The 13,863-nt window shown below is 75.0% G+C and carries 14 protein-coding genes and 3 tRNA genes; 9 read left to right on the top strand and 8 right to left on the bottom strand.

Annotated features, from left to right (window positions below; translation table 11 throughout):
* Positions 1-4: 4 nt before the first annotated feature.
* The 3 genes from RHODO2019_RS15630 to RHODO2019_RS15620 form a co-directional block, all read right to left on the bottom strand.
* Positions 5-994 carry an NAD(P)H-quinone oxidoreductase gene (locus tag RHODO2019_RS15630; RefSeq protein ID WP_265382644.1) on the bottom strand — a complete coding sequence of 330 codons (990 nt, stop codon included), beginning with the start codon at positions 992-994 and terminating at the stop codon, positions 5-7.
* Positions 972-1,577, bottom strand: coding sequence for a helix-turn-helix domain-containing protein (locus RHODO2019_RS15625; protein ID WP_265382643.1), 606 nt, complete (start codon positions 1,575-1,577; stop codon positions 972-974). The genes RHODO2019_RS15630 and RHODO2019_RS15625 overlap by 23 nt, the downstream gene beginning before the upstream one ends.
* Positions 1,578-1,952: 375 nt before the next feature.
* On the bottom strand, positions 1,953-2,087 hold the full coding sequence (locus tag RHODO2019_RS15620) for a hypothetical protein (RefSeq protein ID WP_265382642.1): 135 nt from the start codon (positions 2,085-2,087) through the stop codon (positions 1,953-1,955).
* Positions 2,088-2,359: 272 nt separating this feature from the next.
* Between RHODO2019_RS15620 and RHODO2019_RS15615 the strand changes: the two genes are divergently transcribed.
* Positions 2,360-2,620, top strand: coding sequence for a hypothetical protein (locus RHODO2019_RS15615; RefSeq protein ID WP_265382641.1), 261 nt, complete (start codon positions 2,360-2,362; stop codon positions 2,618-2,620).
* 15 nt (positions 2,621-2,635) lie between these two features.
* Here the strand turns inward: RHODO2019_RS15615 and ypfJ are convergent, their stop codons facing one another.
* Positions 2,636-3,550, bottom strand: a complete 915-nt coding sequence (gene ypfJ, locus RHODO2019_RS15610) for a KPN_02809 family neutral zinc metallopeptidase (protein WP_265382640.1) — start codon at positions 3,548-3,550, stop codon at positions 2,636-2,638.
* Between the two features lie 53 nt (positions 3,551-3,603).
* On the opposite strand from ypfJ, the gene RHODO2019_RS15605 reads away from it, so the two are divergent.
* From RHODO2019_RS15605 to RHODO2019_RS15595, 3 genes are all read left to right on the top strand, one after another.
* Complete coding sequence (locus tag RHODO2019_RS15605) at positions 3,604-4,791, top strand: alpha-hydroxy-acid oxidizing protein (protein ID WP_265382639.1); 1,188 nt, start codon at positions 3,604-3,606, stop codon at positions 4,789-4,791.
* A gap of 43 nt (positions 4,792-4,834) precedes the next feature.
* Positions 4,835-5,341, top strand: coding sequence for a MarR family winged helix-turn-helix transcriptional regulator (locus RHODO2019_RS15600; protein WP_265382638.1), 507 nt, complete (start codon positions 4,835-4,837; stop codon positions 5,339-5,341).
* Between the two features lie 63 nt (positions 5,342-5,404).
* Positions 5,405-5,489 (top strand) — tRNA-Ser (locus RHODO2019_RS15595).
* A gap of 53 nt (positions 5,490-5,542) precedes the next feature.
* Here RHODO2019_RS15595 and hisC read toward each other — a convergent pair.
* Complete coding sequence (gene hisC / locus RHODO2019_RS15590; RefSeq protein ID WP_265382637.1) at positions 5,543-6,583, bottom strand: histidinol-phosphate transaminase; 1,041 nt, start codon at positions 6,581-6,583, stop codon at positions 5,543-5,545.
* Between the two features lie 108 nt (positions 6,584-6,691).
* Between hisC and RHODO2019_RS15585 the strand changes: the two genes are divergently transcribed.
* The 5 genes from RHODO2019_RS15585 to RHODO2019_RS15565 all read left to right on the top strand — a co-directional run bounded on the left by RHODO2019_RS15585 (position 6,692) and on the right by RHODO2019_RS15565 (position 10,164).
* Positions 6,692-7,408, top strand: coding sequence for a dienelactone hydrolase family protein (locus RHODO2019_RS15585; RefSeq protein WP_265382636.1), 717 nt, complete (start codon positions 6,692-6,694; stop codon positions 7,406-7,408).
* Positions 7,405-9,153, top strand: a complete 1,749-nt coding sequence (locus RHODO2019_RS15580; RefSeq protein WP_265382635.1) for a phosphatidylglycerol lysyltransferase domain-containing protein — start codon at positions 7,405-7,407, stop codon at positions 9,151-9,153. Before RHODO2019_RS15585 ends, RHODO2019_RS15580 begins: the two co-directional genes overlap by 4 nt.
* A 92-nt stretch (positions 9,154-9,245) precedes the next feature.
* Positions 9,246-9,336, top strand: a tRNA-Ser gene (locus tag RHODO2019_RS15575).
* 34 nt (positions 9,337-9,370) lie between these two features.
* Positions 9,371-9,446: transfer RNA gene (locus RHODO2019_RS15570), tRNA-Arg, on the top strand.
* 202 nt (positions 9,447-9,648) lie between these two features.
* Entirely contained in the window at positions 9,649-10,164 is a 516-nt protein-coding gene (locus RHODO2019_RS15565; RefSeq protein WP_265384817.1) for a putative glycolipid-binding domain-containing protein, read from the top strand.
* Positions 10,165-10,190: 26 nt separating this feature from the next.
* Here RHODO2019_RS15565 and RHODO2019_RS15560 read toward each other — a convergent pair whose 3' ends face one another.
* The 3 genes from RHODO2019_RS15560 to RHODO2019_RS15550 form a co-directional block, all read right to left on the bottom strand.
* Complete coding sequence (locus RHODO2019_RS15560) at positions 10,191-11,516, bottom strand: amidase (RefSeq protein ID WP_265382634.1); 1,326 nt, start codon at positions 11,514-11,516, stop codon at positions 10,191-10,193.
* A gap of 171 nt (positions 11,517-11,687) precedes the next feature.
* Positions 11,688-12,599, bottom strand: a complete 912-nt coding sequence (locus RHODO2019_RS15555; RefSeq protein ID WP_265382633.1) for a prephenate dehydrogenase — start codon at positions 12,597-12,599, stop codon at positions 11,688-11,690.
* Positions 12,596-13,795 (bottom strand): M20 metallopeptidase family protein, encoded by a 1,200-nt coding sequence (locus tag RHODO2019_RS15550; protein WP_265382632.1) that lies wholly within the window; start codon positions 13,793-13,795, stop codon positions 12,596-12,598. The genes RHODO2019_RS15555 and RHODO2019_RS15550 overlap by 4 nt, the downstream gene beginning before the upstream one ends.
* Positions 13,796-13,863 lie beyond the last annotated feature (68 nt).

Here is a 13,863-nt window from a genome sequence, read left to right as displayed (position 1 = left end):
TCCCTCAGCGCACGCGCAGGACGATCTTGCCGACCACGTCCGCGGAGTCGAGGAGCTCGTGGGCCCGTGCGGCCTCGGCCACCGGGACCTGCTCGTGCACGAGCGGGCGCACCCGACCGTCGGCCACCATCGGCCAGACGTTGGCGACCACTGCAGCGACCACCTCGGCCTTGCTCGACTCCCCGGTCACCGGTCGCCCGCGCAGGCCCGCGGCGGTGATGGTGCCCCGCGTGGCGAGCAGCGCACCCAGGTCGAGCTCCGCCGTGCGCCCGCCCTGCATCCCGATGACCACGAGGTGGCCGTCCTTGGCGAGCACGGCGACGTTGCGCGCGAGGTACTTGGCCCCCATGTTGTCCAGCACCACGTCGGCACCGTGGCCGCCGGTGGCCGCGCGCACCGCCTCGACGAAGTCCTCCTCGCGGTAGTTCACGAGGATGTCCGCGCCCAGGGCCGCGCACCGCTCGAGCTTGCCGGCGCTGCCGGCGGTGACCGCCACCGTGACGCCGAGGGCCTTGGCCACCTGGATGGCGTGGGTCCCGATCCCGCTACCGCCGCCGTGGACGAGCAGCACGTCGCCGGCGTGCAGGTCCGCCGTCATGACGAGGTTGGACCACACCGTGCACGCGACCTCGGGCAGTGCGGCAGCGGCGTAGAGGTCGAGCCCGCTGGGGACCGGCATGAGCTGCGGCGCCGGGACGGCCACCTGCTCGGCGTAGCCCCCGCCGGCGAGCAGAGCGCACACCTCGTCGCCCACGGCCCAGCCGGTGACGCCCTCGCCGAGCTCGCGGACGGTGCCGGAGCACTCCAGGCCCAGGATCGGGCTCGCGCCGGGCGGCGGCGGGTAGTTCCCCTGCCGCTGCTGCACGTCCGCCCGGTTCAGGGCGGCCGCGGTGACGTCGAGGACGACCTCCCCGGCGGCGGGTCGGGGGTCGGGCACCTCGGTCCAGCGCAGGACGTCGGGGCCTCCGGGCTCAGCGATCTCGATGGCGTGCACGGTCGTCGACGCTAGTCCGCCGCCTGCCGCGGCTGCTCGGCGAGCGGCGGTAGGGGATGACGCCCACGTCGTAACGGGCCCGCCGGCGTGCCTCCTGCCGCTCGAAGCGCTCCCGGTCCCGCTGCACCCGGTCGCGCCAGTCGACCGTCTCCCCGTGCACGAGGACGCCGCGCTGGGCGTGGAAGACCCGACGGTGAGCGAACCGGGTGGCGGGGTCGCGGTGGAAGGTCTCGGGTGGCCGCACGAGCCCGAAGTGGTCGCCCCACCACTCGCCGGGCTCCGGGTCGAGGATCAGGTCGAGGTGCGCGGGGAACCGGCGGGACGCCAGGTCTCGCGTGGCCGGTGGCTCCTTGAGCGCGGGGACTCGGCGGCGATCGGCGTCGACCACCACGAGCCGCAGCCCGGCAGCCCGCAGCAGCCGGGTGAAGAGGGCGACGCTGATCCCGGTGCGGCCGGCCTCGGTGCGGCTGACCGTGCTGGGACTCACGGCGCAGGCGGCTGCGAGCTCGCGCTGGCTCATCCGAGTGCGGCGCCGGACCTGGCGCACGTAGCCGCCGACGTCGAGCTGGGGTTCTCGTCTCATGCCCCGACCCTGGCGCGCCGCGGTGGGCGCTGGCGGTGCGGTCCGTCCGCCTGTGGACAGCTCGAGCTGGTGTGGACGACACGCCGAGCCTCGTCGGGTGCGCCAGGGAATTGTCGGAGGGCCGTGCATCCGTCGCCGAGAGCACCTGTTCACACGACGCTTTTCTCTGAGTGCAGATCTGCACTCCTCTGTCCCGTCGGCCTGGCCCGGACGGAGGGAGCTGGCGGGCCGGCGGCGCTCCGCAGGCGGCCGTGTGGAGCACCGGACAGCATCCTGACCTGGGGTGCTGCGTTCGTGCGTGCAGAGGAAAGCAGTGTGTCCGGGGTGCCGTCGTGGGTGGGAGTGCAGTCGACCCGAGGTGCTGGCCGGACAGGGTCAGCGGTGACGAGCAACCACCCGGACCCCTGGTCCCTGCGGCACCTCGTGCTGCGCACCCCCCGCCCCGCGCTGCGCCCCGAGGACGACGCCGGGCTGCTCGAGCTCGTCGACCTCGCGCACGCCGGCATCCACGACCCCGACCGCATGCCCTTCCTGCACCCGTGGACCGACGTGCCGGCTGACGAGCTCGGGCCCGCCACGATGCGGTACTCCTGGGCGCTGCGCTCGGCCCTCACCCCGACCGGTCAACTTCCTCGTGCCGGTCGACGGGGAGGTGGTGGGAACGCAGGAGCTGTCGGCCGAGCCGTTCGCGACCGTCCGGGAGGTGGACTCCGGATCCTGGCTCGAGCGCGCCCACCAGGGACGGGGAACGCGCCCACCAGGGACGGGGAATCGGGGCGGAGATGCGGGCGGCGGTCCTCCTGCTGGCCGTCGACCACCTCGGGACCCGCAGTGCCCGCCCGAAGCCCTTCGTGGACGACGCCGCCTCCCTGCGGGTGAGCGAGAAGCTCGGCTACCGGCTCGACGGCACGGCCACCCAGGTGCGGCGCGCACGGGCGGTGGTCGAGCAGCGGCTGCTGCTCACGCCCGAGACGCTTCTGCGTCCGAGCTGGGAGCTGCGGGTGGGGGGACTCGCGGACTGCCGGCACCAGCTCGGTGCCTGAGCAACCGCGTCCGGCTCAGCCCAGGTCGTCGGTGCTGAACGTGTCGCACCGGTTCGGGTCGCCGGAGCGGTAGCCGGCGTCGAACCAGCGCTGGCGCTGGGCGGACGTCCCGTGGCTGAACGACTCCGGGTCCACGGTGCCGCCGCCGAGCTGGGTCTGGATGTAGTCGTCGCCGATCCGGGCCGCCGTGTCCAGGGCGCTCGCGACGTCGGCGTCGGTCACCTCGAGGATCAGCGGCTGCCCGTCCGGACCGGGAGCCGTCGTCGCGTGGTTCACCCACGCCCCGGCGTAGCAGTCGGCCTGCAGCTCCAGGCGCACGCTGCCCGACGCCGGACCGGTCTCGCCCCGGGTCACGCGGGCGTTCGTCCCCAGCAGGCCCTGCACGTGGTGGCCGTACTCGTGGGCCAGCACGTAGGCCTCGACGAGCGGTCCCCCCCGGGCGCCGAACCGGGTCTCGAGCTCGCGGAAGAAGTCCGCGTCGAGGTACACCAGCTGGTCGCCCGGGCAGTAGAACGGTCCCGCGGCAGAGGTCGCGCTGCCGCACGCGGTGCGCACCGACCCGCTGAAGAAGACCGTGTCGGCCGGGACGTAGGAGGACATCTGGCCCGCCCAGTAGCCCTGGACCGAGTTGATGTCGGCGAGCAGGCGGCAGTCCTGGTTGGCCGCGGTGCTCGCGACCGCGTCGCACTCCGCCTGCAGGTCGCCGGGGGACGCCTGCTGGCCCTGCTGCAGCGAGCCGAGCCCGTCGAGCAGCGCGGAGGACCCCGAGCCACCGCCGAGCTGGGTCAGCAGCACCACGACGATGACGCCGACGATCCCGAGGCCACCGCCCCCCACGGCCGCCCGGCCGCCCCGGCTCGCGGGCAGTCCACCCCGGCGGCGGTCCTGGACCTGGGAGGCGTCGAGACGGGCGTTCTCGTTGTAGCGCACGCGCGGAGCGTAGGGGAGGCGGGCGGTCCGGCTCCAGGGCTAGCGTCAGGCCCATGAGCAGCTTCGGCGACCTGCAGAACGAGATCTACCTGGCCGGGCTGGGGGGTGCGCGACCGGAGCTCCCGATGACCGCTGCGGGACTGGAGGACGCCGCCCGCGCGCAGCTGAGCCCCGAGGCGTTCGGCTACGTCGCCGGGAGCGCGTCCACCGAGCGAACGGCCCGGGCCAACGTCGCCGCGTTCGGCGAGCACCGCATCGTCCCGCGCATGTGGCGGGGCACGGCGAAGGCCAGCGCCCGCGACCTGTCGACCACCGTGCTCGGCACCCACCTGGCTGCCCCCGTGCTCACCGCGCCCATCGGGGTGCTGGGCCTCGTGCACCCCGACGCGGAGCCCGCCGTGGCCTCCGCGGCGACCGAGCTGGGCATCGCGGCCGTGGTCTCCACCGCGGCGTCCACCCCGATGGAGGAGGTCGCCGCCGCGGCCGGGGACTGGTGGTACCAGCTGTACTGGCCGGCCGACGAGGAGGTGGCGCGCTCGTTCGTCCAGCGGGCGGAGGTGGCCGGGGCCGGCGCGGTCGTCGTCACCGCGGACACCCCGGGCATGGGCTGGCGTCCACGTGACCTCGAGCTCGGGCACCTGCCCTTCCTCAAGGCCCAGGGCATCGCCAACTACCTGACCGACCCGGTGTTCCGCAGCCGCCTGGCCGCCCCGCCCGAGGAGGGCGACCAGGCGATGCAGACCGCCGTGCTGACGTGGCTGGGCATGTTCGGCAACCACACCGTGCGCCCGGCCGACATCGCTCGGCTCAAGGAGTGGACGAGCCTCCCGGTGCTGGTCAAGGGCGTGCTGCACCCAGACGACGCCCGGGCCGTCGTCGACGCCGGAGCCGACGGGGTGGTGGTGAGCAACCACGGCGGGCGGCAGGTGGACGGTGCGGTGGCGGCCCTGGACGCACTGCCCGGCGTGGTCGCCGCGATCGGCCGGGACAGCAGCCGGGGGGCCACGGTGCTGCTGGACTCGGGGGTGCGCTGCGGAGCCGACGTGGTCGTCGCGCTCGCGCTCGGCGCCGAGGCCGTGCTGCTCGGCCGTCCGTGGGTGTACGGGCTCGGGCTCGCCGGGCGGGCCGGGGTCGTGCACGCCCTGCGCTGCCTGCTCGCCGACCTCGACCTGACCATGGCGATGGCCGGACTCGCGTCGGTGGCCGAGGTGGACCGCTCCGTGCTCTCCGTGCGGGGTTGAGCACCTCGCTGCCCGGCGCGTCGAGCTGGCTTAGTCTTCGACCATGTCGACAGGTGCCGTGACGACCCCCGAGAAGGCTCGGGAACCCGATCCGGCGACGGCCCCGTGGCTCGACGCCTCCGAGGCGCGGGCCTGGCGGGCGTTCATCAACGGCAGCCAGCGCCTGACCGAGGTGCTCAACCGGGAGCTGACCGAGGCGCACGGGGTCAGCATCGACGACTACCGCATCCTCGTGCTGCTCTCGGAGTCCGAGCGCGGGGCGCTGCGGATGAGCGAGCTGGCCGACGGCATCGTGTCCTCCCGGAGCCGACTCACCCACCAGGTGCGACGGCTGGAGAAGCAGGGCGTGGTCCGGCGCGAGGAGTGCCCCTCCGACGGGCGCGGCGTGCTGGCGGTGCTCACCCCGGCCGGGCGCGAGCTGCTTGCGGTGGTGGCCCCCACGCACGTCGCCGGGGTCCGCACGCACCTGGTGGACCACCTCGACCGCACCGAGCAGGAGCTGCTCGCGACGATCTTCACCCGCATCGACTCCGCGCTGAGCGGCGCCTGAGGCCCGCGGCCCCGGCCGGTAGGCTGCCGGGGTCCCGGGCGCGCACCGCTGTCCGGCGACGCTGGAAGCGTGGCAGAGCGGCCCAATGCACTCGCCTTGAAAGCGAGAGACCCGCAAGGGTCCGGGGGTTCAAATCCCTCCGCTTCCGCAGGTCAGGACGGCGCTGAGCTCCGCACCCATCCCGGTCACGGGTGAACCTGCTCAGGTGGCGGCGGCGAGGAACGCGTCGTTCTCGGCGGGGGTGCCGGTGGACACCCGCACCCCGTCGCCGGCGAAGGCGCGCACCAGCACCCCGGCGTCCGCGCAGCGCTGGGCGAGGGCGAGGGCGCCGTCGCCGACCGGCAGCCAGACGAAGTTCGCCTCGCTCACCGGCACCTCGTACCCGGCCGAGACGAGCGCGTCGCGGACCCGCTCCCGCTCGAGCACGAGCTCAGCGCACCGGACCATCAGCTCGTCGGCCGCGTCGAGGGAGGCGACGGCCGCGGCCTGGGCGATGCCGCTGACCCCGAACGGGACGCCGACCTTGCGCACGGCCGTGGCCACCGCGACCGGGGCGACCGTGTAGCCCACCCGGAGCCCGGCGAGCCCGTAGGCCTTGGAGAACGTCCGCAGCACGGCCACGTTGGCGCGTCCGCGGGCCAGCTCGACGCCGTCGGGCACCTCGGGGTCGCGGACGAACTCGGTGTACGCCTCGTCCAGCACCACCAGGACCTCCGGCGGCACGGCGTCGAGGAAGCGCTCGAGCTCGGCGCGGCGGACGACCGTCCCGGTGGGGTTGTTGGGGTTGCACACGAACACCAGGCGGGTGCGCGGGGTGATCGCGGCGAGCATGGCGGGCAGGTCGTGGCCGTGCTCGGCCGTCAGGGGGACGGTCACCGGGACCGCGCCCACCACGCGCACGAGGATCGGGTAGGCCTCGAAGGACCGCCACGCGAACACGACCTCGTCACCGTCCGCGCAGGTGGCCTGGACCAGCTGCTGGCAGACGCTGACCGAGCCGTTGCCCACGACCACCTGCGCCGCGTCGACCGCGAGCCGGGCCGCGAGCGCGGTGGCCAGCACCGTCGAACCCGTGTCGGGGTAGCGGTTGATCCCCGCGGCGGCGGCCGTGATCGCGGCGACCACGCTGGGCAGCGGACCGTCGGCCACCTCGTTGCTGGCCAGCTTGACCGCACCGGGGGTCGAGCGCCCCGGGACGTAGGCGGGCAGGAGGTCGAGATCGGGGCGGGTGCGCGCGGTCACCCCAGCAGGGTAGAGCCCGGTCCCGGCCGTCGTGCCCGGTGCCGATCCGCCCGCCCGGGATCGTCGGGTCGGTGGTCGGACCCCGGGCCCCGGTGCCACACTCGGGGCATGGCGGGAACCGAGGTGGCAGCGACCGACGACGTGACGGAGAACGGGGTGCCGCTGACCGTGGCCGAGGCCGACGGCGTGCCGCGGGGCGGGATCGTGGTGCTGCACGAGGCCCGCGGGGTCACCGAGCTGGTGCTGCGCCTGGTCGGGACGCTGGCCGAGGACGGGTGGTTGGCCGTCGCTCCGCACCTCTACCACCGCGAGACCGGTGAGCCCGACGTCGAGCAGGACGACGCGGACGCCCAGGTGGCGAGCCTGACCGGCGACACGGTGCTCGCCGACTGCGACGCCGCCATGGCGTGGCTCGCCCGCCGCGGCGTCAGCGCCGACCGGGTGGGCGTCTTCGGCTTCGACACCGGGGGTACCGCGGCCCTCGTCGTGGCGGCGAGCCGGAGCCTGGGGGCGGCGGTCAGCGTGTCGGCGGCCGGCATCCGCGAGCCGCTCTCGGCCGGGCTGCCCGCGCTGCTCGACGTGGCCCCTGACCTGGGCTGCCCCTGGCTCGGGCTCTACGGCGAGGCCGATCCGGCCATCCCGAGCGAGCACGTCGAGGCGCTGCGTCGTGCCGCGGCCACCTCCGACGTGGCCACCGACGTCGTGACCTACCCGGGGGTCGGCCACCGGGTCGGCGAGGGTGCGCTCGAGGCGGAGGGGAGCGAGTCCTCCACCACCGATGCGCTCGCCCGGGTGCTCGGGTGGTTCGACAGCCACCTCCGATGAAGGAGCGCACCCACGTCGGCCCTGCCCTCGGTCGGGTCGCGCGCTGGGTGCCCGACGGTGAGCGCGCGGTGTCCGTGGTGACCCTCGTGGCCCGCGTGGCCGGGCTGCTCGCCGTGGTCTCGGTGCTGCTGCCGGTGGGCCGCGCTCGCGACCGGGTCCAGGAGCCGCTGACCGACTGGTTGAGCCTGCCCGAGCAGGTGACGGCCATCGCCGTCACCCTCACCCTCGTCACCGGGGTCGCCCTGCTGCTGCTCGCGACGGGCCTGCGGCGCCGCAAGCGCAACGCCTGGTGGACCTCGACGCTGCTGGCCGCGGTGCTCGTGGTGTCGCACGCCGTGCACCCGCGGGGGGTTCTCGGGCTGGTGGCCGCGGTGGCGCTGCTCGTGGCGCTGCTCGCCACCCGGACGCGGTTCACCGCGCGCCCCGATCCCTCCGGTCGCACGTTCGCCGTGGGAACCGGGCTGCGCCTGCTGCTGCTGGGCTTCCTGCTCGAGATGGCGGTGCTGGTGCTCAGCGGCCGCGCCCAGCTGGGTTCGCCCACGCTGTGGGAGCGGGTGCAGCACGCGGGCCTGGCCCTCGTCGGGATCGCGGGGCCCGTGCGGTTCCGGATGGACCTGGTCGACGACGTGGTGGCCGGGGCCGGGCTGGGCTTCGGGCTCAGCGCGCTGGGCGCCGTCCTGTACTTCCTGCTGCGCACGCAGGAGCCGCCCGGGGCCCTCACCTCGACCGACGAGCTCGGCCTGCGCGCGCTGCTCGACGGCCACCAGGACACCGACTCGCTGGGCTACTTCGCCCTGCGCGGCGACAAGTCAGCGGTGTTCTCACCCTCCGGCAAGGCCGCTGTCGCCTACCGGCCCATCGCCGGCGTGGCGCTCGCCTCCGGCGACCCGGTCGGCGACCCGGAGGCGTGGCCCGGGGCGGCGGAGGTGTTCCTCGCCCGGTGCGCGACCAACGGCTGGTCGCCCGCGGTGCTGGGGTGCTCCGAGGCCGGCGCACGGATGTGGTCGCGCCACGGGCTGGGAGCGCTCGAGCTGGGCGACGAGGCCGTGGTCGACATCGAGTCCTTCACCCTCGACGGGCGGGCCATGCGCGGCGTGCGGCAGGCCGTGGGCAAGCTCGAGCGGGCCGGGTACTCGGTGGACGTGCGTCGGGTGTCCGCCATCCCGGCCGAGGAGCTCGTCACGCTGCAGGAGCTCGCCCGGCGCTGGCGGGGCACCGAGACCGAGCGGGGCTTCTCCATGGCCCTGGGCCGGCTCGGGGTGGATCCGGAGTGCGTCCTGGCCACCGCCACGCAGGCCACCGACGACGGCCCGGTGGTGCGGGGGCTGCTGCACTTCGTGCCGTGGGGGGTCGACGGCCTCTCGCTCGACGCGATGCTGCGCGACCGCGAGTCCGACAACGGGGTGAACGAGCTGCTCATCGTCGGGGTCGTGCGGACCGCGGCGGCCGGCGGGGTGCGGCGGGTGTCGCTGAACTTCGCGGTGTTCCGGGCCGCCCTGGAGCGGGGGGAGAAGATCGGGGCGGGACCGGTGGCCAAGGGGTGGGCGTGGTTGCTGCGCGCGGGCTCCCGTTGGTGGCAGATCGAGAGCCTGTACCGGTTCAATGCGAAGTTCGCGCCCCGCTGGGTGCCGCGCTACCTCGTGTACTCCTCGGCCCGGGAGCTGCCCCGCGTCGCGCTCGCCGCCGCCGAGGCCGAGGGCTTCGGCGGACGCCCCCCGGCCCTGCTCAGACTGCTGCGGCGGTAACCGTTTTGGAGCACGGAGACCGGGCCGTGTAGCCTTTCGCCGGTGGCTGCGAGGCCATGCTCTGCGGCTTTCGGGTCGTGCTCCACAGCCCGGGAGGCTTCGCCTAGTCTGGTCTATGGCGCCGCACTGCTAATGCGGTTTGGGGCTTAAACCCCATCCCGGGTTCGAATCCCGGAGCCTCCGCTCGGTCGGTGCTCGCACCGGCACAACTGAACATGCGCCCGTAGCTCAACGGATAGAGCACCTGACTACGGATCAGGAGGTTAGGGGTTCGAGTCCCTTCGGGCGCACCACACGGCAGGCCCGGACCACACGGTCCGGGCCTGCCGTCTCGCGTGCGGGGGCGCACCGTCCGCCTGGGTCGGTCGCCGGGGCCCGTTCGGCGGACTGTGCCGATGACGGTGATCCCCTACGGTGACGACCGTGACCGCTCCCGACGACGTCGTCCCGCGCTGGCCGGCCGTGCTGACGTGGCGGGCCCACGGCGCGCCGCGGATGGAGTCCGCCCGCCTCCAGGTCACCGAGCGCGGGCTCAAGGCGGCGGGGCGGGTGGTCGGCGGCGACTGCCCCGAGCACCCGGCGTTCAGCGCGTCCTACGACCTGCTGCTCGACGGTGACGGGATCACCCGTCGGCTCAGCATGCGCAGCGTGGTGGCCGCGGGCGAGCGCCAGGTCTCCCTCACCCGCAACGCCGAGGGGTTCTGGCTGGTCGACCACGGCCATGGTCCGCAGCGTGCGGAGTTCGACGGTGCGCTCGACGTCGACGTGGTGCTCAGCCCGCTGTTCAACACGCTGGTGGTGCGTCGGCTCGGGCTGCTCGCGGCGGACGCGGAGATCACCGTGCCGGTGGTCTACGTGACGCTGCCGGAGCTCACCGTCAGCGGCGAGGTGCACCACTACACGGCGCGCGCGGGGGTGATCTCGGTCGTCACCCCGCTGGGCAGCGCGGTCCTCGAGGTCGACGAGGACGGTTTCGTGCTGGACTACCCGGGGCTCGCGGTCCGGGTCTGAGCCCTCGCGATCGGGGCGGTCCGGTGTCAGGCGATCGCCGAGGCCACCCGGAGCACCCCGCGCTCCTCGAGCTTGATCCCTGCCACCTGCAGCCCGACGGGCAGGCCCTCGACGCCGGGCGCGGGCACGCTCACCGCCGGGACGCCGAGCACGCTGAACGGGATGCACAGGCGCAGCAGCGCGGCACGCACGTCCTCACCACCGTGGGTGTCCTCGCCGAGCGGGGTGGCCCGCAGCGGGGTGGTGGCCAGCAGCAGGGCGTCCAGGCCGAACGTGCGCCGCAGCGTGTGCAGCGACTGCGCCCGCAGCCGGTCGCGGGTCCGCAGCGCCATGAGGTAGTCGAGCGCGCTGGTCCCCGACTGGGCGGACAGGCGCTCCCGCGTCAGCGGCTGGAAGTCCTCCGGGCGCTGCGCGAGGGCACGGGCGTGGGTGGCGTGCGCCTCGGCCCCGACGATGACCGGGTAGGTCGCGCTGAGCTCCTCGACGTGCGGCAGCTCCACCTCCACGAGCTCGGCGCCCGCCCGCTGCAGGGCCTGGGCCGCGCGCGCCACGGCAGCGGTGATCGCCGGGTCCAGCACGCGGAACAGGTTTCCCGTCGGCAGGCCGATGCGCAGCCCCTGCACCCCGGGCTGCTGGATGCCACCGCCGGTACCCTCGGCGCCGCGGGCCAGCACGTCCCAGGCCACCGAGGCGCCGTGCACGTCGGAGGCGAGCAGCCCCACGTGGTCGAGCGTCGTGGACAGCGGCACCGTGCCGGTGGTCGGCAGCGCGCCCAGGGTCGGCTTGAGCCCCACCACCCCGCACAGCGCCGCCGGGGTCCGCACGCTGCACCCGGTGTCGGTGCCCAGGGCCAGCGCGACGATCCCCAGCGCGACGAGCGCGGCCGAGCCCGAGGAGCTGCCGCCGGTGATCCGGGTGGGGTCGTGCGGGTGCACGGCGGGACCGTCGACGCTGACGGCGCCGGTGGGCCCGTAGGCGAGCTCGTGCAGGTGGGTCTTGGCGACGACGACGGCGCCGGCGGCCCGCAGCCGGGCGACCACCTCGGCGTCGGCGGTGGCGGGGGTGACCTCGGCGTAGATGCCGCTGCCGGCTCGGGTGGGCAGGCCCTCGACGTCGATGTTGTCCTTCACCGCCACGGCCACCCCGTGCAGGGGGCCGAGCCACCGACCAGCGGCGATCTCCTGCTCTGCTCTGCGTGCATCCGTGCGTGCTCGGGCATCGTCCCGGCCCACCACCAGGTTGGCGTGCGGGGTGCCGGCGAGGGCATCCACCGCAGCCAGGGCCTGCTCGACGTGCTCCGTCGGGGTGAGGGCGCCGGAGCGCAGGTCCAAGGCGAGCTCGCGCAGATCCATGGGCCCATCCTGCCGTGCGCGCCGGTCAGCCCAGCGTGCGCAGCACCCGGGCCGGGGTTCCGGGGCGGGTCTTGGTGCGTTGTGCGCGCACAACGTCGTTCCGGGAGGGGTCTTGGTGCGTTGTGCGCGCACAACGCGAATCGGAGGGGTGGAGAAGCGCGAACCAGGGCGTCAGAGGGCCCGCAGCACCCCGCCCGCGCGCCCGGCCTCGCGCAGCGCCCGCAGGTCGGTCGGGTCCACGTCGGTGATGTCGAAGCGCTCGTGCTCGGTGAACAGCCGCCGGGCGTCGTGCCCGTCCTCGACCGTCGCGGCCACCGTGCCCGTCGAGGCGAGCGCTCCCCGTGCGGCCCCCAGGCGGCCCAGCGCGTCGTCGAGAGCCTCCTGCAGACCCGCCCGGTTGGCCTCCAGCATCGCGCGGGTGAGCTCGGGACGAGTGCCGGCCACCCGGGTGCCGTCGCGGAACGAGCCGGCGCCCAGACCCAGGGCGAGCGCCCCGCCCTCGGCGCCGACGCTGGCGAGCACGGCGGCCAGCAGGTGCGGCAGGTGGCTGATCCGGGCCACCGCGGCGTCGTGCTCGGCCGCCGCGGCCGGCACCACGTGCGCGCCGCAGTCCAGGGCGAGCCGCGCCACCCGGAGCCACGTGTCCGGGTCGAGCCCGTCGTCGGCGGCCACCACCCAGGCGGCTCCGGCGAACAGGCTCGCGCTCCCGGCGTCCCAGCCCGACTCGGAGGTGCCGGCCATGGGGTGCCCGCCGACGAACCGCGCCGCCAGCCCGTGCCGCGCCACCGCACCCGCCACCGGCGCCTTCACGCTCACCACGTCGGTCAGCGCGCACCCCGGGGCGTGCTCGGCCACGGCGCGCAGCACCTCGTCCAGGGCCGTGACCGGCACGGCCAGCACCACGAGCGCGTCCTCGGTGGCGGCGCGGGCCAGCACCGCGGCCAGGTCCGTCGTCACGTCGAAGCCCTGGGCGTCGACGGGGGTGCGGTTCCAGCCCCAGCCGATCCACCCGGCCGCGGTGGCCGCCCGCAGGACGGATCCGCCGATCAGACCCGTGCCCAGCACGCACACCCGGCTGCTCACCTCGGCGCCAGCTCGCCCAGCGCGAAGCCCGCGAGCAGGGCGACGCCGGAGGCGAGCACGTCCTCGTCGAACACCACCCGGTTGCTGTGGTTGGCCGCGGCGTGCGCCGGGTCCACCCCCGGCGGGCTGGCGCCCAGGAAGGCCATCGCTCCGGGCACCTGAGCCAGCACGTAGGCGAAGTCCTCGGCGCCCATGACCGGGTTCTCCATCGGCGGCGCGCTGCCCGCGCCGAGCAGCGACCTCGCGAGCGCCTGCACCGTCGCGACCACGCGCGGGTCGTTCACCGTCACCGGGTAGCCGGGCTCCAGCACTACCTCGGCGGTGCAGCCGTGGGCGGCCGCGGTGTGCAGACACACCCGCCGGACCTCCTCGCGGAGCAGCGCACGGGTGTCCTCCGACAGGCAGCGCAGGGTGCCCTCGAGGTGGGCGGTCTCCGGGATGATGTTGTGCGTCGTCCCGGCCCACAGGTGCGCCACGGTCACCACCGCGGGGTCGAACACGCTGATCCGCCGGCCCACCATCGTCGCCAGAGCGCCGATGGTGGCGGCGGCGGCCGAAACCGGGTCCAACGCCTGGTCGGGTGCGCTCGCGTGCCCGCCGCGACCGGTGACCGTCACCCGCAGGGTGTCCGTGCTGGCCATCATCGGGCCCGGCCGCACCTGCACCTGGCCGCACGCCACGGTGGCCGAGACGTGCAGGGCCAGGGCCGAGACCGGTCGCCCCGCGATGTCGAGCACCCCGTCGTCGATCATGGTCCGCGCCCCGTGGTGGCCCTCCTCGCCGGGCTGGAACATCAGCACCACCCGTCCGGCGAGCTCGTCGCGCCGGGCGCTGAGCAGCCGCGCCGCGCTCGCCAGCATCGCGACGTGCGCGTCGTGCCCGCAGGCGTGCATGGAGCCGGCGACCTCGGAGGCGAAGGGCAGGCCGGTGTCCTCCGGCAGGGGCAGCGCGTCCATGTCCCCGCGCAGCAGCACCGTGGGTCCCGGCCGTGCGCCCGTCAGCACCCCGACCACCGACGAGCAGCTGCGCCCGGTGCTGACCTCGAGCCCGGGGACGTCAGCGAGCTCGGCCAGCACCGCGGCCTGGGTCCGCGGCAGGAGCAGGCCCTGCTCGGGGTGGCGGTGCAGCGCACGACGCAGGGCCACGGTGCGCGGCTGGAGCTCGGTGGCGGCCGCGAGCAGGGGGTGCGGGGTCACGCCCCCGATCCTCCCAGTTGGTGGCGGTCGCCGACCGTCCCGGGCCCAGCGGGTGGTACGTGCAGACC

The sequence above is a fragment of the Rhodococcus antarcticus genome, assembly GCF_026153295.1.
GTDB lineage: Bacteria > Actinomycetota > Actinomycetes > Mycobacteriales > Mycobacteriaceae > Rhodococcus_D > Rhodococcus_D antarcticus.
Note: the sequence above shows the minus strand (reverse complement) of the source record. Positions and strands in the feature narration are given on the sequence as shown.